The sequence below is a fragment of the Paenibacillus caseinilyticus genome, from assembly GCF_027533645.1.
In the GTDB taxonomy this organism is placed as follows: domain Bacteria; phylum Bacillota; class Bacilli; order Paenibacillales; family NBRC-103111; genus Paenibacillus_G; species Paenibacillus_G caseinilyticus.
This window is the reverse complement of the sequence record NZ_JAQAGY010000010.1, coordinates 64,435-87,189: the sequence shown is the minus strand read 5'-3', so window position 1 is coordinate 87,189 and position 22,755 is coordinate 64,435. Positions and strand designations below refer to the sequence as shown.

At 62.5% G+C, this 22,755-nt stretch carries 13 protein-coding genes; all 13 read right to left on the bottom strand.

Going from position 1 to position 22,755, the window contains the following annotated elements; all coding sequences use genetic code 11:
- Positions 1-1,620 carry a peptide ABC transporter substrate-binding protein gene (locus O9H32_RS16665; RefSeq protein WP_269867250.1) on the bottom strand — a complete coding sequence of 540 codons (1,620 nt, stop codon included), beginning with the start codon at positions 1,618-1,620 and terminating at the stop codon, positions 1-3.
- Positions 1,617-2,840, bottom strand: coding sequence for an ABC transporter ATP-binding protein (locus tag O9H32_RS16660; RefSeq protein ID WP_269867249.1), 1,224 nt, complete (start codon positions 2,838-2,840; stop codon positions 1,617-1,619). The genes O9H32_RS16665 and O9H32_RS16660 overlap by 4 nt, the downstream gene beginning before the upstream one ends.
- Positions 2,841-3,053: 213 nt before the next feature.
- On the bottom strand, positions 3,054-3,968 hold the full coding sequence (locus O9H32_RS16655; protein ID WP_269867248.1) for an ABC transporter permease: 915 nt from the start codon (positions 3,966-3,968) through the stop codon (positions 3,054-3,056).
- Between the two features lie 6 nt (positions 3,969-3,974).
- Positions 3,975-4,907: an ABC transporter permease gene (locus tag O9H32_RS16650; protein WP_269867247.1), complete on the bottom strand. Its 933-nt coding sequence runs from the start codon at positions 4,905-4,907 to the stop codon at positions 3,975-3,977.
- A 46-nt stretch (positions 4,908-4,953) separates the two neighbouring features.
- Entirely contained in the window at positions 4,954-5,778 is an 825-nt protein-coding gene (locus O9H32_RS16645) for a M55 family metallopeptidase (protein ID WP_269867246.1), read from the bottom strand.
- A 270-nt stretch (positions 5,779-6,048) separates the two neighbouring features.
- Complete coding sequence (locus tag O9H32_RS16640) at positions 6,049-8,826, bottom strand: fibronectin type III domain-containing protein (RefSeq protein ID WP_269867245.1); 2,778 nt, start codon at positions 8,824-8,826, stop codon at positions 6,049-6,051.
- A 356-nt stretch (positions 8,827-9,182) separates the two neighbouring features.
- Entirely contained in the window at positions 9,183-11,429 is a 2,247-nt protein-coding gene (locus tag O9H32_RS16635) for a rhamnogalacturonan lyase (RefSeq protein WP_319946938.1), read from the bottom strand.
- A 78-nt stretch (positions 11,430-11,507) separates the two neighbouring features.
- A complete protein-coding gene (locus O9H32_RS16630; protein WP_269867244.1) occupies positions 11,508-14,207 on the bottom strand; it encodes an exo-rhamnogalacturonan lyase family protein in 2,700 nt (899 codons plus the stop codon).
- A gap of 111 nt (positions 14,208-14,318) precedes the next feature.
- Positions 14,319-15,884, bottom strand: coding sequence for an extracellular solute-binding protein (locus tag O9H32_RS16625; RefSeq protein WP_269867243.1), 1,566 nt, complete (start codon positions 15,882-15,884; stop codon positions 14,319-14,321).
- A gap of 45 nt (positions 15,885-15,929) precedes the next feature.
- Positions 15,930-16,811: a carbohydrate ABC transporter permease gene (locus tag O9H32_RS16620; RefSeq protein ID WP_269867242.1), complete on the bottom strand. Its 882-nt coding sequence runs from the start codon at positions 16,809-16,811 to the stop codon at positions 15,930-15,932.
- 127 nt (positions 16,812-16,938) lie between these two features.
- Complete coding sequence (locus O9H32_RS16615; protein WP_269867241.1) at positions 16,939-17,892, bottom strand: ABC transporter permease; 954 nt, start codon at positions 17,890-17,892, stop codon at positions 16,939-16,941.
- A 251-nt stretch (positions 17,893-18,143) separates the two neighbouring features.
- Positions 18,144-20,438, bottom strand: coding sequence for a helix-turn-helix domain-containing protein (locus O9H32_RS16610; protein WP_269867240.1), 2,295 nt, complete (start codon positions 20,436-20,438; stop codon positions 18,144-18,146).
- A 52-nt stretch (positions 20,439-20,490) separates the two neighbouring features.
- Positions 20,491-22,704, bottom strand: a complete 2,214-nt coding sequence (locus tag O9H32_RS16605; RefSeq protein WP_269867239.1) for a glycoside hydrolase family 88/105 protein — start codon at positions 22,702-22,704, stop codon at positions 20,491-20,493.
- Positions 22,705-22,755: the final 51 nt, after the last annotated feature.

Here is a 22,755-nt window from a genome sequence, read left to right as displayed (position 1 = left end):
TTACAACATATCGGCCCACTTCAAATCAATATATCCGTAAGGATGCCTCACGATGTCCTTTACTTTGTCGCTCTGCAGGTACGTGGAACTATAGAAGTAAATCGGCAGAATCGGTGCTTCCTCCATGAGGAGCTTCTCCGCTTCATGCATGAGCGCGAACCGCTTCTTCTCGTCGGTCTCCTTGTACGCGCTGCGGATCAGCCCGTCGTACCGGCTGCTGCTCCACCCCGTGCGGTTCATCGGGCTGCCGGTCTGGAACCCGTCCAGGAAATTGATCGGATCCGCGAAGTCCGGGAGGAACGACGAGCGCGACATCTGAAGCTGCAGCGCCTTCTGCTCTGCGGTCAGCACCTTGCTCTCCATGTTCGCCAGCAGCACATCCACGCCGAGGTTCTCCTTGAACATCGCCTGCAGCGTCTGGGCGATCTTCTGGTGGAGGTCGTTCGTGTTGTACGTCAGCGTCACCTCAGGCCGCTTCGCATAGCCGGCTTCGGCCATCCCTTGGGCAAGCAGCCGCCTGGCCTCGGCCGCATCGAAGCTTACGAGCTTGCCTCCGGCCTCCCGGAAATCGCCTCCCGCCGGATCCTTCAAGCCGTAAGAGACGAAGCCCCATGCTGGCTTCTGCTTCTGCTTTGTGACGAGATCGACGATTTTTTGCGAATCGACGGCAAGGAGGAACGCCCGGCGGATCGACGTGTTGTCGAACGGCGGCATCTTCGTATTGAACCGGTAGAAATACGTTCCCGCCCCATCCTCTACGATGACCTTTTGGTCCGCGAACAGCTTCTCGCTCATATCGGGCGGCACTACCGAGGTATGGAGTTCCCCGGTCTGGAAGAGCTGGTATTCCGTATTGGAGTCGTTGACCATTTTGAACGTGACGCCGTCCAGCTTCACATTCGCCGTATCCCAGTACTTCTCGTTCTTCACGAGCTTCAGCTCGGCATCATGCTTCCACTCCGCTAGCTTGAAAGGCCCGTTGCTCACGATCGTGGAAGCTTCCGCCGCCCACTTCGCGTTCTTCTCCGCCGCAGCCTGATGGACCGGGAAGAAAGCCGGGTTCGCCACCATCGAGATCAGCCAGGACGCCGGCTGCGTCAGCTTGACCTCGAGCGTCTTCTCGTCGATCGCCCTGATCTTGACGTCCTCGGCGGTCCCCCTGCCGGAGTGGAATGCCTCGCCCCCTTGGATCACATAGGCTAGAGGCGCCGCCTGGGACGGCTGCTTCGGGTCGAGGAGCCTCTTCCATGCGTACTCGAAGTCCGAGGCTCTGAGCGGCTCGCCGTTCGACCACTGGAGCCCGTCACGCAGCAGGAACGTGACGGTCTTCCCGTCCGGCGAGATCTTCCACTCCCGGGCCATAGCAGGCTCGGGCGCATGGTTCCTGCCGAGGCGCGTCAGCCCCTCCATCAAGTTATTGAGAATATCGTAGGAGGCCATGTCAAAGCCGACCGGAGGATCGAGCGAAGTCGGTTCGCGGACATTGTTGTACATGAGGATCTTGGCCCCGCTCTCCTTCTTGGCGGCATTCCCCTGGGAGGCCTCTTCCCCCCTGCAGCCGGCCAGGATAGAGCTTAGCGCCAGCGTACCGCAGACGAGCAGCATGGACAACTTCTTCATATAATCCGCTCCTTCGTGGAATGGGATGGATGGCCTGAGATCGTCACGGCCGGGGCCTGCAGCCTCTCCGGTCCCCGGCCCGGATGAGCCTTACGTGCGCGGGGGTCCTGCAGCCAGCAGGCAGCCGTATGCGTCTCGGTCAGCTTCGAAGGGGGCGGGGCATAGCTGCCGCACACCTCCATCGCCGCCGGGCACCGCGCAGCGAAGGCACAGCCCGGCGGCGGCGAATACAGATCCGGCGGCGTGCCGGGAATAGACTCCAGGGGCCGGTCTCTCGGCGTATCGAGCCTGGGCATCGAAGCCAGCAGCCCCCGGGTATACGGGTGCTGCGGAGCGCGGAAGATCTCAAGCACCGTGCCGCTCTCCACGATGCGTCCCGCGTACATGACGGCTACGCGGTCTGCGGCTTCCGCCACAACCCCGAGGTCGTGGGTGATGAGGATGACGGAGACGCCGCGCTCGCGCTGCACCGACCGCAGCAGATGCAGAATCTGCGCCTGGATCGTCACATCCAGGCCGGTTGTCGGTTCGTCCGCAATGAGCAGGGAGGGACGGCAGATCAGTGCGACTGCCATCATGATGCGCTGGCGCATGCCCCCGCTGAACTCATGCAGGTACTGCCCGAGGCGGGTCTCCCCCTGGGCGATGCCCACCTCGCCGAGCACCTCGAGCGCCCTTCGCCTCGCCTCGCCGCGCGGTACCTTCCCATTCAGGACGAGCCCTTCCATGAGCTGCTCGCCGATCGTCAGCGTCGGGTGGAGCGCGGTCATCGCATCCTGGAAGACCATCGCCATCTCCGCCCCGCGCAGCGGGCGCAGCTCCGCTTCCTTCAGTGAGATGAGCTCCCGGCCGCGGAAGCGGATGCTCCCCTGCTTGATGCGGGCTGTGCGCCCGGGCAGCAGCCGCAGAACCGCCCGGGCGGTGACGCTCTTGCCGCAGCCGGACTCGCCCACGACCGCCAGCGTCTCTCCCGCGCGGAGCGAGAAGCTGACTCCGCGGACTGCCTGCACTTCCCCTCCTCGGGCGGCGAAGGAGACGTGGAGGTCCTCCACTTCCAGCAGAAGCTCCGACCGGGACCGCGGCGAAGATGCCGCAGCCTCCGGAGAGCGGGCGTCCGGCTCCCGCCTGGCTGCATCGCCGGACATCGAAGTGAGAGACATGGAAGTGTGGGGTATGGAAGTATGGGTCATGGAAGTATGGGTCATGGAAGTAGGTGCCATAGAAGTATGGGTCATAGAAGTAGGTGCCATAGAAGTAGGTGCCATAGAAGTAGGTGCCATAGAAGTAGGTGCCATAGAAGTATGGGTCATAGAAGTATGGGTCATAGAAGTATGGGTCATAGAAGTATGGGTCATAGAAGTATGGTACATGGAATTAAATGGAAGGCCCTGGGAGCTGATCTTGTCGGAATCAGGGTCTCTGTTCACGCGGACCTACCTCCTTTTGGGATTCAATGCATGCTGCAGTCCATCCCCCAGGAGGTTGAATGCCAGCATCGTCAGCGAGATGAAGAGCGCCGGATAGAACAACCGCCACCAGTGCCCTGAGAGAACGGCAGGAAGACCGTCGCTCGCCATCACGCCCCAGGAAGCGAGGGGCGGCTGGATGCCGAGCCCGAGGAAGCTCAGGAATGCTTCGGCGAACACCGCCGACGGGACGGAGAAGGTCACCTGCACGATGATGACGCCGGCCGCGTTCGGCAGCAGGTGCCTGGAGATGACTCGCCAGGCTCCGGCGCCCAGCGTCCGGGCGGCGAGCACGTACTCGGAGGAACGCAGCTGGATCACCTGCCCGCGGACCATCCGCGCCATGCCGAGCCAGCCTGTGGCGCTGAGCGCCACGATAATCGTGAGCAGCCCCGGCCCCATCGCGACCATGAGCAGGATGACCACAAGCAGGTACGGGATGCCGTACAAGAGATCGACCAGACGCATCAGGAGCTGGTCGGTCCGGCCGCCGAGATAACCTGCGATCCCGCCGTACAGGGCACCAATGCAGAGGTCGATCAGCGCCGCCGTAATCCCAATGAACAACGAGATCCGGGCGCCGTACAGGATGCGTGCGAATACGTCGCGTCCGAGCTCGTCCGTGCCGAAGAGATGCTCTGCCGACGGGGCCCCGTTCGCGTGGAGGAGATCCTGCTTCAGGAAGTCATGCCCGGTGATCAGCGGGCCGAAGGCAGCCAGTAGGATCAACCCCGCGATGACGATGAGGCCGGCTGCGGCGAGCCTGTTCTCCAGCAGCCGTCCGCGCGCTTCCTGCCAAGCTGTCAGCCGCGGGCGGACCAGGGCCTCCCGGCTCCCCTCCTCCCTTTGCACCGGCACAAACAAATGATCGGGAACCTGCATCCGGCTCTACGCCTCCTTCCGGTGAAGCTTCATGCGGGGATCGATGAACCCGTAGACGATATCGACGAGGAACGTCATCACGAGCAGCAGCGCGCTGTAGAATACCGTGGTCCCCAGGATGACCGCATAGTCCCGGTTGTTGATACTCTCCACGAAATACTTGCCCATACCCGGCACCGCAAAAATTTTTTCGATCACAAAGCTGCCCGTGAGCACATTCGCCATCAGCGCCCCGAGCAGCGTGATGACGGGCAGGATGGCGCAGCGCAGCGCGTGCTTCAGGATAATCACATGCGGAGGCAGCCCCTTGGCACGCGCCGTATCAATGTACTCCTGCGTCAGCACCTCCGCCATCTGGGCCCGCGTCAGCCGTGCGATCATGGCGAGGGGCCCCGCTGCCAGGGCCAAGGTCGGCAGTACGGCATGCCTCCAGGTTCCCCAGGTCGCTGCGGGGAGCAGTCTCCACTCGACGGCAACATACTGAATGAGCAGCGGCGCGATGATGAAGCTTGGGACGGCCGTACCGAGGACCGCAAGCAGCATCGAGAGCGAATCGATGAGCCCGTTCTGCCGGAGCGCAGCCAAGGTGCCGAGCACCACGCCGCAGACGACGGCCAGCGCCAGCGAGGCCAGTCCCAGCTGGAACGAGACGGGGAACCCTCGTCCGATCATTGAACCTACGCTGTCCGGGTAATGGGCGATGGACGGCCCGAGATCCAGTGTGGCCAGCCCCTTAAGGTACAGCACATATTGGACAGCTAGAGGCTGATCGAGATGATAATGTTCCATCATGTTCTTCACCGCGGTCGGATTCGCATTCCGGCCGTCCTTCTCGAAGGGCGAGCCCGGCACCGCGTGCATCAGCAAAAAGGTCACCGTCACAATCAGCCATAAGGTGAGCAGCATCGAGAAGAGCCGCTTCAGGATATAAGGCAGCATAGTCCATAGTTCCTTCCGTTCCGGCTTGAATTACTAGCACGAATGATTAGCAAAATGAGGTGCGGGAAGCCAGCTCGGTCATCACGAGCATCGCACGGTACGCTTCCAGAATATCGGAAGCGGGGAACGTCACCACGGGCGAACGCTGCTCCAGCTGTGTGCCGGGCATCAGGCTCGCCCACTCCGCCTGTCCGTAATTCGCGAACTCGATGGACAGCACGGGGCGCTCCGGCGGGCTCAGCGGCTGTATCCGATCTTTGGCGGCCAGCGCTTCCGCCGTCTTCCCCCGCAGCAGCTCCTCGCTTTTCTCCGGCGTAAGGCAGAGAGCCGAGGTGCGGGATAGGCGACGCTTGACGCTGGCGGTCACGACGCCCGGAATGAGCGCTTCGGCCTCGGCCGCCGCTTCGTCGTCGCCGGCCACGAGCAGCACCGGCACCCCGTAGTGGCCCGCCACGTACGCATTGAATCCGAGCTCCCCGATCTCCCGGTCCCCGATGTACATGCTCCGCACCCCGAAGATCATCGTGTGGCTGAGTACCCCGGCCTTAGACGCCATGGCATGGTACCCGAGGAATGCCGCCCCGGTGAAGCCGGGCCCGAGCCCCTGGACCATCGAGAACGGCTTGACGTCGCCGGTGATGAACTGCACCTCGGGGTGAAGCCGTTCGATGAGCAGATTGTTCATCTTGGAGTGGCTGTCGTTCACGAGCACTTCGGTACAGCCGCTGCGCAGCGCCGTCTCGGCGACCGCGTTCGCTTCCATCGTCATCAGTTCCTGGCCCCGCCGGTAATTGCGTCCTCCCGAGTCGATGAAGGTTGTGTCCGCCAGTCCCGTGATTCCTTCCATATCGATGGAGATGTAGAGTTTCATACGGATCCTCCTCTTCCTTGTCTACTTCAAGGTATATGCAGGAAAAACTAAAAAATCCGGCAAACGTCACCCCGGCTGCCTGAAAGGCGGCCAAAATGATCTTTTGTCGGATTTTCTCGTCCTTAAAGGACGGCGAAGCCGTTTATCTTACGTGACAGCCCTCTCCAGGGCATGGAAACAAGCGGCTCCGCTCGCCCGCCGGGAAGGGCCGGCGACGGAATGACCGCGGACAACAACAGAGAGGCTGCCCAAGGCAGCCCCCCTATCGTGCTATTTGGCCGAAGAGGCCACCGCGTTCGCAATATACAGCACATCCGCGCTGTCGACCGCTCCACTGTTGTTGAGGTCGAATCTCGCCTCGTAGCCGGGCTGCCCGGCCTTCGTGCCGCTGTGCTTCGAGATCAGCACGAGATCGCTGAGTCCAACAATCCCATCTTGATCGAGATCCGCGCCGCTCACCTGCACGGCCAGCTGCACCGGGTTATCTAGCCGGACGATCCGTCCTTGGCTGTCCGACAGGGTGGATCCGGGCTGCAGGAAGAAGGTCCCCGTCCCTTGGGCCAGCACGGTGAACTTCAGCGTCAGCAGGCCTACCTTGCCGTTCTTGCCCGGTACGTCGCCGAGAAGGGTCCCTGTGATGTTCGCCTGATTCGCAGCCGGACTCGATTTGGCGAGCACGGCTGTGTCATTCTCCCGGCCGAAGCTGTCCTGAAGCTTCACCTGCATGAGCTTGAACTTCGCGGGATCGTAAGTCAGCTTCGCCAGGAACGCATACAGATCCGCCGCGTCTCCCTGCACGTTCACTTCGAGAACGGAGCCGGTATCGAGGAAGCCAGGCTTCGCCTGCAGGCTGAGCTTGGCGGACGGCACCGGCTCGCCCGTTCCGGTCGTGACGGTCGATGCCAGCGGGGTCTCGCTCACATTCCCCGCCGCATCCCCCGCAGCCACGGAGAACCGGTAGGCCGTCCCTGCCTGAAGGCCGCTCGCCGCGTACCCGTAGACCGATCCGTCCACCGTATCCAGCAGCTGTCCGTCTCTGTAGATGAGATAAGAAGTGACCGCCGTATCGTCCTCTGCCGCAGGCCAGCTCAGCTGTGCGCGGTTGTAGGTGACATCCGTAACCGTAAGCGCACTGCCGGCAGGCCATACAGGAGCCTGCCGGTCCCCGCTCTGGTATGCGGAGGTCGTCACGGTGACGGCAGGGTTCGCTTTGCTTTTGTTGCCTGCGGCATCCCATGCTTCCACGGTGAATTCATAAGTTGTGGCTGGCGCAAGGCTGTCATCCACATAACCGTATACGTCCCCGGCCACGGAGGCCAGCGGCTCGCCGTCCCGGTATACGTGATAGGAGGCCACCCCTGTGCCGTCCGACGCCGGCAGCCACTGAAGAACCGCGGAGCTGTAGGTCACCCCTGTGACCGTCAGCGCCTGCCCGCCGGGCCATACGGGCCCTTCCGCGTCCGGTCTAGCCGTTTGGAAGCGGAACAGGGAGTTGCCGATGGTTTTGTACCAAGCGCCGTCCAGAAGCTTGATCGAATCCAGTTCGGCTGTGCCCGCCGATACCGGTGCTTCATTCCCGGGCTGGTACAGATAGACCCGGCTTCCGGAAGCATAGCTGAGGCTTCCGTCCGCTTCCAGCCGGCCGATGCTCGGTGAACCGTTCACCGTCGCTACCCGGGTGACTGCGCCCTCCGGAGACCGCAGGAAGAGACCCGTTCCTTCTTCATCGGCAGCGATATAAGCTATCCAGCCGCCGTTCAGCTCATAGTCCTCGTGTGCCGCCGCCCGTACGTCAAGCCCGCCCGAGATCAGCGCAACTTGGCTCCCGTCATAGGCATAGAGCTCCTGTCCCTGCTGGAAGAGCAGCCGGCTTCCGCTGGCGGCCAATCCCCGGATGCCCTTGCCCTCATCACCCGATACATAGGCCTCTGAGGCGCCCTTCAGCGGATGGCGGAAGATCGTGTCCCCTTGGACAAAGTAGAAGCCTCCGTCATCCGTCAGCTCGAACCCGTCGAATGATTCCGTGATCGTCTCCGCCGGCGTACCGGGGATCGAAGTATCATAAAGTACGAATGGCGTCGGTGCCCCTTTGTGGTCAAATAAGGCGTAATTCCCCTTGATCCCGAACTTCGACCGCATGGAATACGGCGCCTTCGTCAGTTCCCCTTTCGTCCAATAGTGCACGAAATTCGAAGTGCCCGGACTTTGGATGAACAGGGCTCCCGTCGGGGTTAACTGCATCCTGTTATTGAATTCGGCCCTGTCGGCCACGAGAGATTCGGTCCCGTCCTTCCGATCCTTGATCACAAGAGCGTACCCGTGCGGACCTGACCGCTCGAGCAGATACCGCTCCCGGTCGAAGTCCACGATCCGGCCGGATGCCGTGTCCACCGGAATATTCCTCGGATCCGATGTAACGTGTACGGTATGCCAGAGGCTGTCGCTCTCGGCTCCCTGATCATCCTTCGCCGTCACATAATATTTCAATTGCTGTCCGGCATAATCCGAGACATCGATCACTTGGTCTATGCTGCCCTTGCCGCTGAAATCTGCGATCGTGTTGAAATCGCCAGTGACCCGCACCCGGATCTCCGGCACCGAGCTGTCATCCTCCGCAGCAGCTACGGCATGAAGCTTGCCGTCCGTCACGACGGCTTCATGGGCCGGCTCTACCCTGGTCAATACGGGAGCCGAATTATAGTAGAAAGGAGCTTCCTCTGTGCTGATCCCGCCCAGTTCATCGGTTACCTCGATTGTGAGCCTCTTGGCTCCTTTGGTTAATCCTTCGAGCGCAATTTCTCCGCGCCATCCGCATTCGCCCACGCATGAGTACACGAGCTCAGCCTCACGGTCTTCCACCTTCGCGACGGCTCGCACAGCCTCGATTTCCGAATACGTGCTCGCCCTGATGCCCAGAACACGGTCATAAGAAGTGTTCGGATAAGGGCTGTCGATCCGAATCATGACCGGTCCTTCCGCCTGCACGCCAATCGCCAGCAGCAGTGACAACATGCAGCCCATCCACAGCGCAATGAGTGTCTTACTCACAACGAACACCTGACCTTCCACCCTAAATTGATCGGTAATGCGATACAGAATGTATCCATGGCAGCAAATGAATACGCTTCTTTTTCCATTTCTATCATTCTGCCTCTCATTATACTCTACTTCTTCTTTCAAGAAAATTAAAAAAAATTGATATAATAGGTTGAAAAAATTGATATTTCTTCCTCCTATAGGAAATTAAAGGCTATCCATTAGTACGCAGATGAGGCCAGTCCCGATTACTTATTCTAAAATAAATTACAAAAAACAGGTTCCGGTGTCCCCGTCCTGAAGTAAACCAGCCGCGGCAAAAAGCACGACTCCCCCATGGCGGAATCGTGCTCTGAATGTCATACCTGTTACGGCTTAAGAGTTAAGGGGGCTTCGGCGGCAAAGATACTGCCGTCCTTCAGCTTCCCGCGGAAGCTTACCCTGTGAACGCCGGCCGGTGCGCCTCCCAGCGCCCGGGCGAGCCCATGGCGGTCGAACTTAACCATGAGATCCGGGATGCGGTCGCCGTCTGCATCGCCTATCGACGAAGGCCGGCTCTGTGCCGTGACGCTCTGCCCGTAGACGCTGAGCGTCACGGAGGAAGGCACGAGCTCACGCGCCGCCCCGTCCGGCAGCTCGAGGTAAGCCGTGACGGAATTCGCCCCGCCCCCGCCCTTCAAGCTCCATGCGGAGGGCTCGAGCGCTGCGGTCCCCCGGCGTACCACGTAGACTGGCGGCGCAGGCGGCGGCGCCATCCCCTCGCCCAAGTAGAAGCTCGGATGCGGAGGCTGGTTGTAGCCTACATTCTGCCAGGCCACTGCCAGCCTGTATACAGGGTCGTGCATGAGCGTCGGCAGCCGGCGGTCCGTCACCGCGGTGGTCGTATAGATCCGCAGCTCCGAGGAGTCGGTGGACCGCCATACCGCCTCTTCCCGCCAGTCGCCGAAGAGATCGGCCTGCAGATTCGGCGTCGCTTTGGTGCCGTTATTCGAGGCAATCTCTGCCGAGGTGAACAGATTGCGGGTCGTGCCGGTCTCATAGTCCCACTTGTCGATGCGGTTCTGGTCGAGCATCTCTCGCAGCGGGTCGCCGTCCCACCAGATGCCGAAGTTCGTGGAAGAAGGGACCGTGGTGCCGATCGGCTCGCCTTTGTCACTGTACAGCCGTCCGTTCGCCCATACCTCCTCCCCGCGGTAGCGCGGGTCGATGTCGGCGGACATGCCCCGGCCCGTATCCTTGCCGGTGAACACGCCCCAGATCATCTCGCCGGTACGGGCGTCCCGGAACTCAATGCCGGCAGCTGCGTCCTTGTGCTCGTGCACCTGGAACACTTCGTAGCCCGGACGGTCCGGATCGAGATCCCCGAGGTGGATCGCATCCCCGTGCCCAAGTCCTGTCGTATACAGCGGCTTGCCGTTATCATCGATGGCCATGGCACCGTAAGTGATCTCATCCCGGCCGTCCCCGTCCACATCGGCCACGCTCAGGTTATGGTTCCCCTGCGCCGTATACTGGCTGCCCTCGATATTGCTGTCGAAGGTCCACTGCTTGCTCAGCTTCCCGTCCCGGAACGTGTAGGCGGCAAGCACGGCACGGGTATAGTAGCCGCGCGCCATCACGAGGCTCGGATGCTGGCCGTCCAGATACGCCACAGCCCCGAGGAACCGGTCGACCCGGTTGCCGTAGTTGTCGCCCCAGTCGCTCACATTGCCCCGCGGAGGATCGTACGGCACTGTATCCATCGCCTTGCCCGTCAGCCCGTCGAAGATCGACAGGAACTCGGGGCCCGACAGAACCCGGCCCGAAGCATCGCGGTAGTCCGCCGTGGCGTCGCCGATGACCTGTCCTGTGCCGTCGACCGTACCGTCCGCTGTCTTGAACGCCACTTCCGCCCGGCCGTCGCCGTCAAAGTCATACACCATGAACTGCGTATAATGGGCCCCCGCCCGGATGTTGCGGCCGAGCGAGATCCGCCACAGGAACGTGCCGTCCTGCTTGTAGGCGTCGATGAACACTTCGCCGGTGATTCCGTTCTGCGAGTTGTCCTTGGAATTGCTCGGGTCCCACTTCACGATCAGCTCATACTCCCCGTCGCCGTCGAGATCCCCTGCGCTGACGTCATTGGCGCTGTAGGTGAAAGCGGTGCCGTCCGGATTCACGCCGTCCGCCGGCTTCTTCAGCGGTACGCTGAGATAGTTCTGCCCCCAGACGCCTGCCGGCTTCGACGGCGCCTGCTCCGTCCCGGATACCACAGCGCGGACGGTGTACTTCGACGAAGCCGTACCGGCCGCATCCACGAAGTTCGTCGAGGCCGTAAGCGGCTTGCTGTTCAGCTTCACTCCATCGCGGTACAGATTGAACGCCGTCCCGCTCTTGTCCGTGCCGAGCAGGCGCCAGGAGACGAAGACGCCGGCTTCGGTCTGCACGGCGACCAGACCGCGGCCCAGGTACTCGGCCTGCCGCTTCAGGGCCGCGGCGGATGAAGTGCTGCCGGAATCGACCGCAGCGTCTGCGGCGGAGACAGGAAGGGCCGCTGCAGGAACAAGCAGGGCGAGGGACAGAACCGCACTCAGCAGACGCTGCCGCTGGCGGCGGGAGATGGAACGTAGTTTCACAGGAATATTCCTCCTTGAATTGGGATTGAAGGTAATGGCAGGCAGCGGCCGGCCGAAGTCACGCCGCTGCCGCTGCACTTACGATGGCGAAGTAACTGGCTCACCTCCCCTGTCGGCTGTGCCGGCTTCCTCGCTCCCGAGCCACCGGCCGATGAGCTCCAGGCATAGAATCGTATTGAGCGACCACTGGGAGACGGAGTTCGTCGAGACGTCCGGGATCTCCCGGAGCGGGCGAACGAACGCCAGCCGGTCCACCTCGTCCGTGCGGTCGATGCGCTGCATCAGCTTATCGCCGCGCAGGATCTCCCAAGCCTGGCGGGCCAGCGCTTCGTCGCCGTACCGGGCGGCGGCATAAGCCATCATCACCGTGAAGAACACGGGATGGTCCCAGCCCTGCCTGCCGATCGCCCCGCCCGTGCGGGCCGCCTTCTCCTCCGGCGTCAGCGGGTAGAACGCGCCGAACTCGGCGAGCATCTCGCGCCACTGGTCGTCGCCGAGCAGCTCCGCAAGCTCGAACCAGACCTGCGGCGCACCCATGCAGATCATGAGGTGCCGGCCCCAGTTGTCGTCGCTCATATGGAGCAGCCCCCCGGTTTTCGGGTCATACCCGAAGGTCGGGCCCGTGAGCAGGCGGTGCGGCATCCCCTTCATCGCTTCCCAGCCGACGAGCAGCTTGTCGCGGTAGGCGGTATCTTCGAAGCGCTCCCAGCGCGTCATCCAGTTGGAGCAGAACGCCGACCAGTCCGGGCCGACCCGCGTATGGGTCGGGAACTCGTCCTTCGGGAAGTAGTAGCGCATCGGATCGAGCGTGACGGTCGTGTAATCCGCATCGACCACTTCTTCCATGATGTCGCCAGTCCGCTCATCCCCCGTCAGGTAGTAGAAGTAACGGTGCAGCCCGGCCATCGAGATCCGGGCTTCCTTGCAGCCGCAGCCCCAGTGCACGACATTGTGGCGGGAGCCGAGCCCCGCATACTCGCCGAAGTGGTAGGTGTCCACCTCGCTCGTATGGCGGGTCATCGCCTCCGCGAGGCGGAACACATCCTCGCGTCCCGTGCGCAGGAACGTCAGCCACAGCCACATGTTCGGCACAAGCTCCGTGTTCTGCCACGCGCACCCGCCGATGTCGTAGCGCCACGTGTGGCGGACCGGATCGTAGCTGTGCATCACATCGCCGTAGTCCCAGAATCCGTACCAGCGCCGCTGCTCGATCTCCGCCTTGTAGAACTCGACCGCGGCATCGAGCCGGTCTTCGAGCTCCGCCTGCAGCGGGGTCTCCCGGGATGGCAGGCTCCACACGCCGAAGGCGCCTGTGTCGTAATAACGCTGGGGCCGGCACACCAGCTGTGCGGGCCGCTCGAGGGAGCCGGCCATCGCATCCAGCTCCTCATGCGACGGCGTGCGCTCCAGGCACCAGAAGGTGATCTCGTTCGTGTTCGCCACCCCGTACGGCGTGCTTCGCAGCTCGTGGAATCCCTCGTAGGACGACTCCAGGTGCGTCGTCGTGTCGTAGTGGCGCAGATCCATCGCCGGCGCATCGGGCGACCAGAACCAGGCCGTGGCTTCCGCCTCTCCCCCCGACAGACCGGAGATCTCCAGCGAGGCCGGGTGCTTGCGCCAGAAGTGCCGCAGACCTAACGCCAGCCCTCCCGCCCCGCTGCCGGCATAGGCGACGCCGCGGGACCGCGAGCCGGTGACCGCCCTCAGCCAGGAGCAGCCCGGCCCCGTCCGCTTCGACACCGAGTACGTGTCCGCACTGTTCTGCACGAGCTTGAAGTGGTCCCAGACGGCGGAGTCGTCGAGCAGCGAGAGGAACCGGGCATCCTCCTGCGGATCGAAGCTCACGTTCTCCCCCGACGTCTGGCTGCGGTACAAGTCTTGATAACGGCCCGTCGTACGGATCGTCATCAGCGTCTTCGGCGACTCGCTGAAGACGCCCGTATCCCCGGTGAACCGGACATGGCGGTTATACAGCGGCCCTTCGAGCGGAATAGAGAACGACAGGCCGAGGCCCTTGACCCCGTCCTTGCCCGGGTCCCCGTCATAGACGAAGGTGTGCACCGCCCGGACGGACTCCTGCCCCGCATAGAAATACAGCCGTACGGTGAACGGGAGCCACGCTCTCGGGCTGAGGCCTCCGAGGAGCTCGTGGCGGCCTTCGAACTTCACGACGGCCCGCACCGGTCCCCGTTGTTCGACGGTTACCCTGCTCAGCCGGCTTCGCAGCGCCTGTGTCCGGGTTACCCGGGAGCCTTCGGTGAGGCTCTCTTCTTCCCTGAACCCGACCAGCCGGGCTCCGGTGCACAGCGTCTTCTCCCCCCGCACGATGGAGCGGATCAGCGCATCCCCTGCCGTGCCTAGCGTGAAGACGGCTTTGCCCGTATCCACAATGACATCCCCGGCGTTCTCCTCCACGGATATGCCCTGCAGCGGCGCTTCGCCTTCGCCTTTGGCCAGCTTGTAAGAGCCTTCGGCCCCTTCTCCCAGGGACACCGCATGCGCCGTCCACTTCACGCTGCCGTCCGGGTAATAGGCGGTCGGCCAGCTCTGCACGGGAACCGGCATGCCGGAGTCCGAGAGCAGCCTCAGCGGCTCCTCCCTGTCCAGCTCGCCGGCTTTCCAGGGCACCCCCCATGTGACTCCGGCAGCCCCTCGCGGTGCAGCTTCACCCAGCCAAGATACCGTTACAGCCGGCTCCTGCACCGGCGCCTCACGAAGACCGCTGTCCTCCGCCGGCGCGTTATTGCTCATGCCATGCTCCTGCTCTTCCCTGTCCATCTCCGTTCCTCCTCGCGTTTCTGCCGGTGAAGCGGACTTTCCTTCTGTTATGATCCCGGCAGGATCCGGGAGCCCAGCGCGCACGCACCGTCAGCCCCCTCCCGCCTCTGCTTACTTCTTCGTTTTCTCGTATAGCTCGTTGATCTCTTTCACATACTCGTCCCCGCCACTCTTGCGCCACAGGTCGACCGCCGCCTGGAAGCCCGCTTCGTCGATCTGGCCGACGATGAACTTCGTCCGCGCGTCGCTGATCATGGTGTCGAGCTGCGGCCCCTTCTGGGAGTACACGTTCGAGACCAGCGGCTCGGCCGGGTTCGGCACGATATACTGCTCAGCGTCCTTCTGCAGCTTCGCGATCTTCTGGCGCAGCGGCGTCTGCACGACCTTCAGCGTGCGGTCCTCGGGCAAGAAGGTCAGCATCTGGTTCAGCCCTTCCACTTCCCCTTCGATCTTCGCCGCATCCTTGATCATCTCGATCCCGCCTTCGACCTTCTTGTAGTGGGTGCCTTCAATGCCGTTGCCGGCCAGAATCTGCGCCTTGTCGTCACCCAGCTTGTCGAGGAAGGTCAGCGCCTTCTTCAGGTCCGCTTCGGTCTTCGCGCCCGACTTCGAGACCGCAATCACGCCGGCATAGCCGGAAGTCGGCAGGTTCTTCTTGCCCTTCGGCCCTTCCACCGTGTCGAGTATATCCATGAACTGCTTGCTCTTGTCGTCCTTGCCTGCCTTCTCCAGCGCCGCATGGATTCTGTCCTCCACCCGGGCCGAGTTGTCGGTGACATCGACGATCACGCCGGCCTGTCCGTTCACCACCGGATCGCTCCACTTGGCCGTATCCATCACAGCGAAGTCGGCGTTGATCAGCTTCTCGTCATAGAGCTTCTTGAAGAACTTCAGCGAATCGAGGTATTCCGGGAACAGGTGGGCCGGCTGGAGCTTGCCGCTCGCATCCGGGCCCCATTTGTTCGGCACGCCGAACCAGGTTTGGATAATATCGAACGGTCCCGAGAACTTGGAGATGACCATGCCGTACGTATCGTTCTTGCCGTTCTTGTCCGGATCCTTGGTTGCAAAGGCTTTCAACATATGGTAAAAGTCGTCGATCGTCTTCGGCTCCTGCAGTCCTACGTTCTCGAGCCAGTCTTTGCGGTACACGATGCCGTTGCGTGCGAGGGCCCGTGTCCGGTAAATGCCGTAGATTTTGCCGTCAATGGAGGAGTTGTTCAGTACGATCGGATTCGCCTTGCTCAGGTTCGGATAGTCCTTCAAGTAGGGACCAAGCTCCCAGAAGGCGCCTGTCCGGGCCGCATTGATGTACGAAGGCGACTTCGAGTCGATCACCATGATCGTCGGCAGCTTGCCGGAGGCCAGCGTGATATTCAGCTTCTCCGGATAGGAGTTGTTCGGCACCCACTCGAGGTGCATCTCCGCATTCAGGTACTTGTTGAGCTCCTGCACGACCGGGCCGTTATCCTTCGGGAACGTCGTCTTATGCGCCGGCAGCATGATATTGAGCTTGTACGGCCCGCTGTCCGAGCCGGATGCGCCTCCGCCCGCAGCTCCCGAGGCCGGTGCGGCTTCCTTGCCTCCGGATGAACATGCTGCAAGTGTCGACAGGGACAGGACAGTGACGAGGAACGAGGCGGTCCACTTGCGCCAGGCTTTGGATGGTGTTTTCATGTAAGATTCTCCCCTTCGGTACGATTTGTTGTGGGACGGCTATGTTTATTTAATGGATCCGATCAGCACACCCTTGGCAAAATGCTTCTGCAGGAACGGATAGACGCACAGGATCGGGATCGTCGCGATCACGATAACGGCCATCTTGATCGTCTGTTCGGGCGGCTGGACGAAGTTCGGGTCGAGCATCCCCGTGTCGCCGATGGACGACTGGGAGAGCATGACGATCTGCCGCAGCATCACCTGCATCGGCCACTTCTCCGGATCGTTGATGTAGAGCAGCGCCTGGAAGAAGTTGTTCCAGTGGCCCACCGCATAGAACAGGGCGAAGGTCGCCAGGACCGGCTTCGAGAGCGGGAGCACGATGCGCCAGAGCACGCCGATCTCGGTGCAGCCGTCGATGCGGGCCGATTCCTCCAGTCCCGGGGGCAGCTGCTCGAAGAAGTTCTTGATGACGATCAGGTTGAATGCCGAGATCGCGCCCGGCAGGGTCAGCGCCCAGAACGAATCCAGCATCCCGAGGCTCTTGATGACCAGGTATGTCGGAATCATCCCGCCGCCGAACAGCATCGAGAACACGATCAGGTTGAGCACCGTGCTGCGGCCCATGAGCGAACGCTTGGCGAGCGGGTAAGCCATGGTTACCGTGAAGAACAGGTTGACGAGCGTCCCCGATACGGTCACGAAGACCGATACCCCGAGGGAGTGGAACAGCGTATCCGAAGAAAAAATGTACTGGTATCCCGCCATCGAGAAGGTGCTCGGGATGAGGAAGAATGCCCTCTGCGTCAGCTCGGCGTCCGATGCGAACGAGCCGGCGATCACGTAGAGGAACGGAATCACGGTCACCAGCGCAAAAATGCCGAGGAACGAATAGTTGAAGATATCGAACACCGTGCCGCCGAGCGTGCGGTACTGCTTGCCCATAATGCTGCGCCTCCTTATGAAAAGTTAGTCAAGTTCGGGTTCTGTCCAAGCGCAGGCGTTCCCCCGGATGCCTGAGAGCCGGCGATCCTGCCGGGAATGCTGGACGCCGGGGACCTGCGGGGAGCGCTTAGTAGATCCCCGTCTGTCCGAAGCGCTTCGCCAAATAGTTCGAGGAGAGCACAAGCGTGACCCCAATGACGGATTTGAAGAGTCCCACCGCCGTACTATAGGAGAACGCGCCCTGCGTGATGCCCATCATGTAGACGTACGTATCGAAGACATCCGCCACTTCCCTGTTCAGCGCATTGCTCATGAGATAGATCTGCTCGAACCCGTTGTCGAGGACATCGCCGAGCCGCAGGATCAGCAGGATGATGATCGTGCTCTGGATCGACGGCAGCGTGATGTGCCACAGCTGGCGCCAGCGGCTCGCTCCGTCCACGATGGCCGCCTCGTACTGTTCCGCGTCCACGCCGGCCAGCGCCGCCAGGAAGATGATCGTGCCCCAGCCGCATTCCTTCCAGATCGTCTGAAGGATGATCATCGGCCGGAACCAGTCGGGACTCGCCAGGAAGTCGATCTTCTGGCCGGTGAACTTCTCGAGCATCAGGTTGACGATCCCGCCTTCCGTGGTCAGGAAGACATAAGAGATACTCGCGACAATGACCAGCGACATGAAGTGCGGTACATAGATCAGCGTCTGGATCGCCCGTTTGTAGAGAGAGACGCGCACTTCATTGAGCAGCAGGGCCAAGATAATCGGGGCCGGGAAGAAGAAGAGCAGGTTGTACAGGGACAGGATCAGCGTGTTGCGCATGAGCCGGCCGAAATCCGGGTTCGCGAAGAACTGCCGGAAGTGCTCGAGGCCCACCCACTCGCTCTCCCAGAAGCCGAGGAACGGCTGGAAGTTCTTGAAGGCCAGCAGCACGCCCCACATCGGCACGTACTTGAATAGGAGAAAATACAGCAGTCCGGGCAGCAGCAGCACATAGAGCCATTTGTCCCTCTGCAGACGCCGGAGGACGGAACCGTCCGCGGACAATTTTGTTGCCGCTTTCTTTTGAACGCCGGTGTGCTCCATGATCTCACTCTCCTTTGGTTATGTGGTTCGCATATGTGATGGAAGACTCGCCTGGCGGGTGCCATAACCCGTTGGCTCGGGATTGATGTCATTCTCCGCCACAGGACCGCTGCACCGCAATGAGAGATTTTTGACCGGGGCCGGGCGCGGGCGTTCTTCCATCCGCTCCCTCCTTTTATCACTTTTTTGCACGGGTAGGATTATCTTGTGAAGGGTCTACAGCCGCATAAGGACGGGCTTCACGCCCGTTCCTAGCTCTCGCGGCTCAGCTCCCGGTAGCGGCTCGGGGTAACGCCTTCCGCCTTCTTGAAGATGCGGTTAAAGTAGCCGTGCTGGTAACCGACCTGCTCGGCGATCTCGTTGATCCGGCGTTCCGATTCGCGCAGCAGCTCCTTCGCCTTCGTGAGCCGGGTCTGCGTCACATAATCGACGAAGGTCATGCCGGTGACGCTCTTGAACGAACGGCTGAGCGTGAACACGTTCGTGCCGCAGCGGTCCGCGCAGGAATCCAGCGAGATATCCTGCATGTAGTGGGTCTCAATGTACTGGATCGCTTCCTCGATCATCCGGCGGGCGGTGCTGCCGCTGCGCGATTCCATCTCCTTCAGATACGGGCAGAGGATGCTCCGGCGCAGCCACCGCTCGACCTGCTCCGGCTCCCGCAGCTCGGCCAGCTGGGCGAACCGGTTGCCGTGACCGTAGAGCCGCCCGGGGTGAAGCCCGCTCTGCAGCGTCATATGCTCCAGGGAGCCGAGCAGGTTCAGCACGCCCTGCTGGTAATCCGCCTCGGTCGGCGCCTGATCTGTTAACGCTTTCATAAAAAGCGCAAGCGCGGACTCCGCCTCTTCCTGCCTGCCCTTGCGAAGTGCCTGGAGGAGCTCCTTCTCCTCCGTGAACGGATAAGGCACACGCTCCTGGCCGTCTTCGCCGTACACATCCCCCGCGCGGAGAATCTGGTTCTCCTCGCCGAAGCTCCGGTAGCCGAGCAGCCGCTTCGCCTCCTCGAAGAGATCCGGCAGCTCGCGCAGCGAGGCCGTGCTCCGGCTCACCGCCGCGGTGACATTCATCCGCAGGATGCCCGTGACCGCCTCGATGATGTTCCCGCACAGCGGCAGCCAAGATTCCTTCGCGGCGTCTTCCTCCGGCAGGGAGACCAGCAGCCCGGCGGTCAGGTCATGGAAGTTCATGACATGCGCCTCGGGGAAGGCTCCGCAGGCCAGTTCCTCGATCATGTTCGCTGCCGCGAAGGTAACAAGCCCCTCGTCCTCCGCGGAGAAGCGGCCCTGCGCTTCGAGTCGGCTCATGCCGGTGAGCTGCAGGCAGATCACCGTGAAGACGCGTCCTTCCGGCTGCCAGCCGAACGACCGCAGCCGCTCCGCGAGCTCCTCCTCCGGATACGTGCTCAGGTGCCCCTGCATCAGCTGCAGCAGGAAGCCTTCCTTCACCTGCGGCAGCTGCTTCGCCAGCCGGTGCTGCAGGTCCGCGCTCTCGCGGTGGAGGTGCACCCAGCGCTTCTCGAGCTCGGCGAACTCGTCGCTGCCTTCCGGCGCCCGTTCGCCGCCGAGCAGGCGCACGAGCCGCTCCATCGGCGAGTAGATGCGCCGCGAGGCGAACCAGGCGAGCAGGCAGCCGAGCAGAAGGCCCGCCAGCGAGAGCCCGATGATCGTCTTCGACACGATCACGACCGGGGCCGTGATTGCATGGATCGGCGCTGCAGTGACATAGGTCCAGCTCGAGCCGAGCCGGTCGAAGGTGCCGTATGACACCGAATACGTGCTGTCGTTCCAGTCGAGCTTGAAGGAGGTCTCCCCCGCTCCCCGCTGCGCCAGTACCGCGGTTCGCAGCTTCTCCAGCAGCGGCGACGGCTGCGATCCGGTGTCGGATGAAGCCAGTACCGAGCCGTCCTCCGCGAGCAGGAAGGCTTCGCCCTCCTCGTACGGCGTCAGGGTCCGCAGCTGCTCGACGACGCGGGCTTCGTTCAGCCGGAAGAGTACCACGCCGAAGGGCGTCGTGGAGCTGCCCGGCACCTGATGCACCAGGGAGAGGGAAGACGCAGGAACCCGCTGCCCGGGATCGTCGAGGCGCGTCCAGTAGACCGGGACCCCCGGCTTCAAGAGCGGCTTCCACGCCTGGCGCTCTTCCTCGGTCTGGAGCATGTTGAAATCCGGGGAGAAGTGCGCGGGCACCTTCCCTTCGACGAACAGTTCCATCCGGTCCACGAGCGGCAGGGCGCCCTGAGTCAGCAGCAGCGTCTTATACAGATCCCGCGTGACGGTAAAATTGCGCAGAAAATCCGTCTGCGCGAGGGTATAATCAAGCTTCGGGTCGAATGCCAAATGCGAAAGGGACAGTTCCAGATAGGAGAACTGCCCCTCTATGCCTTCCGCCCGCTTCGCGATCTGGTTCTTGTGCAGCTGGACCAGCTCGCTCTCGATCCGGCCGGCGGTGAACCAATAGATGGCACCGCCGGTAATGAGGCCGGGAATCGAAGTAATGATCAGTATGAGAATAAGGCTTTTCCGAAAATGACGACCTTGGGGAAGCATAAATCTCACCGCCTGTCGCAAAGTTGACTAGAAGGACCTTGATCTGCGTGGCTTACTTGTACGCCGGCGCCGGCGCCGGCGCCGGCTCTGAGCTGCGGAGGTGCTCCGCAAGCCGGCGGGTCTCGATGCCGGCGAGCAGAACGATGCCGATCCCGTGCGTATCGTTGAGAAGCGGCAGCAGCTCATCCTTGTAGTACGAGGAAGAGAACGAGTAGCCGGAACCGCGGCAGACGCCGTACACGTTGCCCCGGGCATCGACCGCATGGCGGCTGAGCCCTTCCCAGCCTCGCAGGACGGCTTCCGTATAGGCTGCGGCTGGCTCGAGCCAGCCGTAGCGGACCCCGCGGGCGAAGGCATAGACGAACATCGACGTGCAGGACGATTCTTCATAAGACTCCGGATTCGTCAGCACCTGGTGCCACAGCCCCCGCTCCCCCTGCAGCCGCAGATAGCCGGCGCTCAGGTCCCGGAAGAAGCCCAGCAGCTCAGGCCGCTGCGGGTGATTCTCCGGCAGCACCGCGAGCAGCTCGGTCAGCGAGAAGAGCACCCAGCCGTTCCCGCGTCCCCAGGGGATGCCGTTCGGCTTGCCGAACTTGAAGTCGTATACATGGGACATGATCTGGAGCTCCGGCATGTACATATACTTCTTGTAGAGCAGGAACTGCCGGGCCGCATCGTCCAGGTACCGCCCGTCTCCGGTCAGCCCCGCATACCGGCACAGGAACGGCACGCTCATATAAAGATCGTCGCACCACATCGTGTCCTGCATGAAGTCCGTGCTGCCGTGCACCCGGTACAGGGCGCCGTCCGGCTGCCGGTCCTGCACCTCCGTGATGTACCGGGCGATCCGGTCGGCCGCCGCCCGGCCGCCGGGCAGCTCCCGGCGGCTCATGGCGACCAGCATCGTGGCGCCGAAGGAACCGCAGTCATCGAGGGAGTCGATGGAGACTAGCTGGTGGTTGATGCCCGGCGCGCCGAACTGCCTTTTGTCCCACAGGGCGTAGTCATGCAGCGCGGTGCACTGGCCGATATGGTCCAGCACATACTGCTCGGTATCGGGGCGGCCGAGCTCGACGCCGGTCTGCAGCAGCCCGTAGAGCGTGACGCCGAGCGGATAATTCCAACGCCCGAACAGCGGCGTCTCGAGGTAGGCGCGCACGTAAGTCCCGGGCAGATCGGCCTGCCAGAACAGACCCTCCGCACCGTCGGCGAACGGACGCTCCAGCTGCGGAATATCTTCCGCTGCGGGGGACTGCCCGGCAGGGAACGGCCCGAGATACAGCCACGGCTCCCGGAGTCCTTCGATCCGGCGGGGCGGCTGGAGGACGGCGGCGTTCCCCGCCGGATGAAGGCCGAGATCGAACCCCCAGAGCGGGCCTGTGCAAGTCGAGCGGAGGAGCAGGTCATGGGTTCCGTACGGCAGCCGGAGCGTCACGGCGAAATCGGCGGAGGGTTCGGAGGAAGCGTAGATCTCCCGGCCTCCGAGCAGCAAGGTCATGTCCCCTTGATGCGATCCGCTTAGACGGATCTCCTGCGCTGTGCCTCTGCTGCGGATCCGGGTCCATGCCCAGGCCTGCGCTCCGGGGCGCTTCCCGAAGAGTCTGGCGAAGACGCCTGAGGCACGCTCCAGGTCGGTCCACTGCTGCTTCGGACTCCAGACGATCTCGGCCTCCACAGACGCATCCTCCCACGCCTCCCCGCCCGGCAGCGCTTTCAACTCCTCGTTGAACGGGCCGCTGTACACCCAGCCTTCCTGGCCTGCCCGCTCTTCCAGCGGAACGAGGAAGTGCAGCGGGGCTCCTTTGATCGAGCCTGTCCCGAAGCGACCGCCGCACCCGGTCGCCGTCTTCGTGAAGCGCAGCACGATATGATTCCAGCCCGGGCTGACCCTGACGCGGAACCAGCAGCGGCGGTCCGGGAACACGTCGTCGTTCAGGTTGGAGGCGAAGGCCTGCGAGCCGTTCACATACACGCGGGCCGGCGAGAAGCAGGAGAGGCTGAGCGGAATGTCCGCCTCCTTGTCGCTCCACAGCTTGGACCAGCAGTATACGAACTGCCCTTCGGCCAGTCCTTCGAGCTTCGCGTCCAGATCCATCACATAGCGGTAGTCTTCCTCCCTCAAGAACGCTTCCGTGCTGAAGAGCCGGTAGACCGGCCCCTGCTTGCCATGCTCTCCTATGTAGCGGCCCGCGATGGCGGAGAGAACGTCCTCCACGCCGGCGCCGAACTTCGCATAAGCCGACTGCTCCTCCGGAAAATAGGTCATGTCCGGTCCCCCTCCTCTGTGAATCAGCGTGCCGCCCCCTCAGGAGGACGG

Coding starts and splice junctions, on each gene's coding strand:
- O9H32_RS16625 (WP_269867243.1), bottom strand. CDS start 15,884: ATGAAAACACCATCCAAAGCCTGGCGCAAGTGGACCGCCTCGTTCCTC.
- O9H32_RS16610 (WP_269867240.1), bottom strand. CDS start 20,438: ATGCTTCCCCAAGGTCGTCATTTTCGGAAAAGCCTTATTCTCATACTG.
- O9H32_RS16615 (WP_269867241.1), bottom strand. CDS start 17,892: ATGGAGCACACCGGCGTTCAAAAGAAAGCGGCAACAAAATTGTCCGCG.
- O9H32_RS16650 (WP_269867247.1), bottom strand. CDS start 4,907: ATGCTGCCTTATATCCTGAAGCGGCTCTTCTCGATGCTGCTCACCTTA.
- O9H32_RS16665 (WP_269867250.1), bottom strand. CDS start 1,620: ATGAAGAAGTTGTCCATGCTGCTCGTCTGCGGTACGCTGGCGCTAAGC.
- O9H32_RS16630 (WP_269867244.1), bottom strand. CDS start 14,207: ATGGACAGGGAAGAGCAGGAGCATGGCATGAGCAATAACGCGCCGGCG.
- O9H32_RS16620 (WP_269867242.1), bottom strand. CDS start 16,811: ATGGGCAAGCAGTACCGCACGCTCGGCGGCACGGTGTTCGATATCTTC.
- O9H32_RS16645 (WP_269867246.1), bottom strand. CDS start 5,778: ATGAAACTCTACATCTCCATCGATATGGAAGGAATCACGGGACTGGCG.
- O9H32_RS16660 (WP_269867249.1), bottom strand. CDS start 2,840: ATGGCACCTACTTCCATGACCCATACTTCCATGACCCATACTTCCATA.
- O9H32_RS16655 (WP_269867248.1), bottom strand. CDS start 3,968: ATGCAGGTTCCCGATCATTTGTTTGTGCCGGTGCAAAGGGAGGAGGGG.
- O9H32_RS16605 (WP_269867239.1), bottom strand. CDS start 22,704: ATGACCTATTTTCCGGAGGAGCAGTCGGCTTATGCGAAGTTCGGCGCC.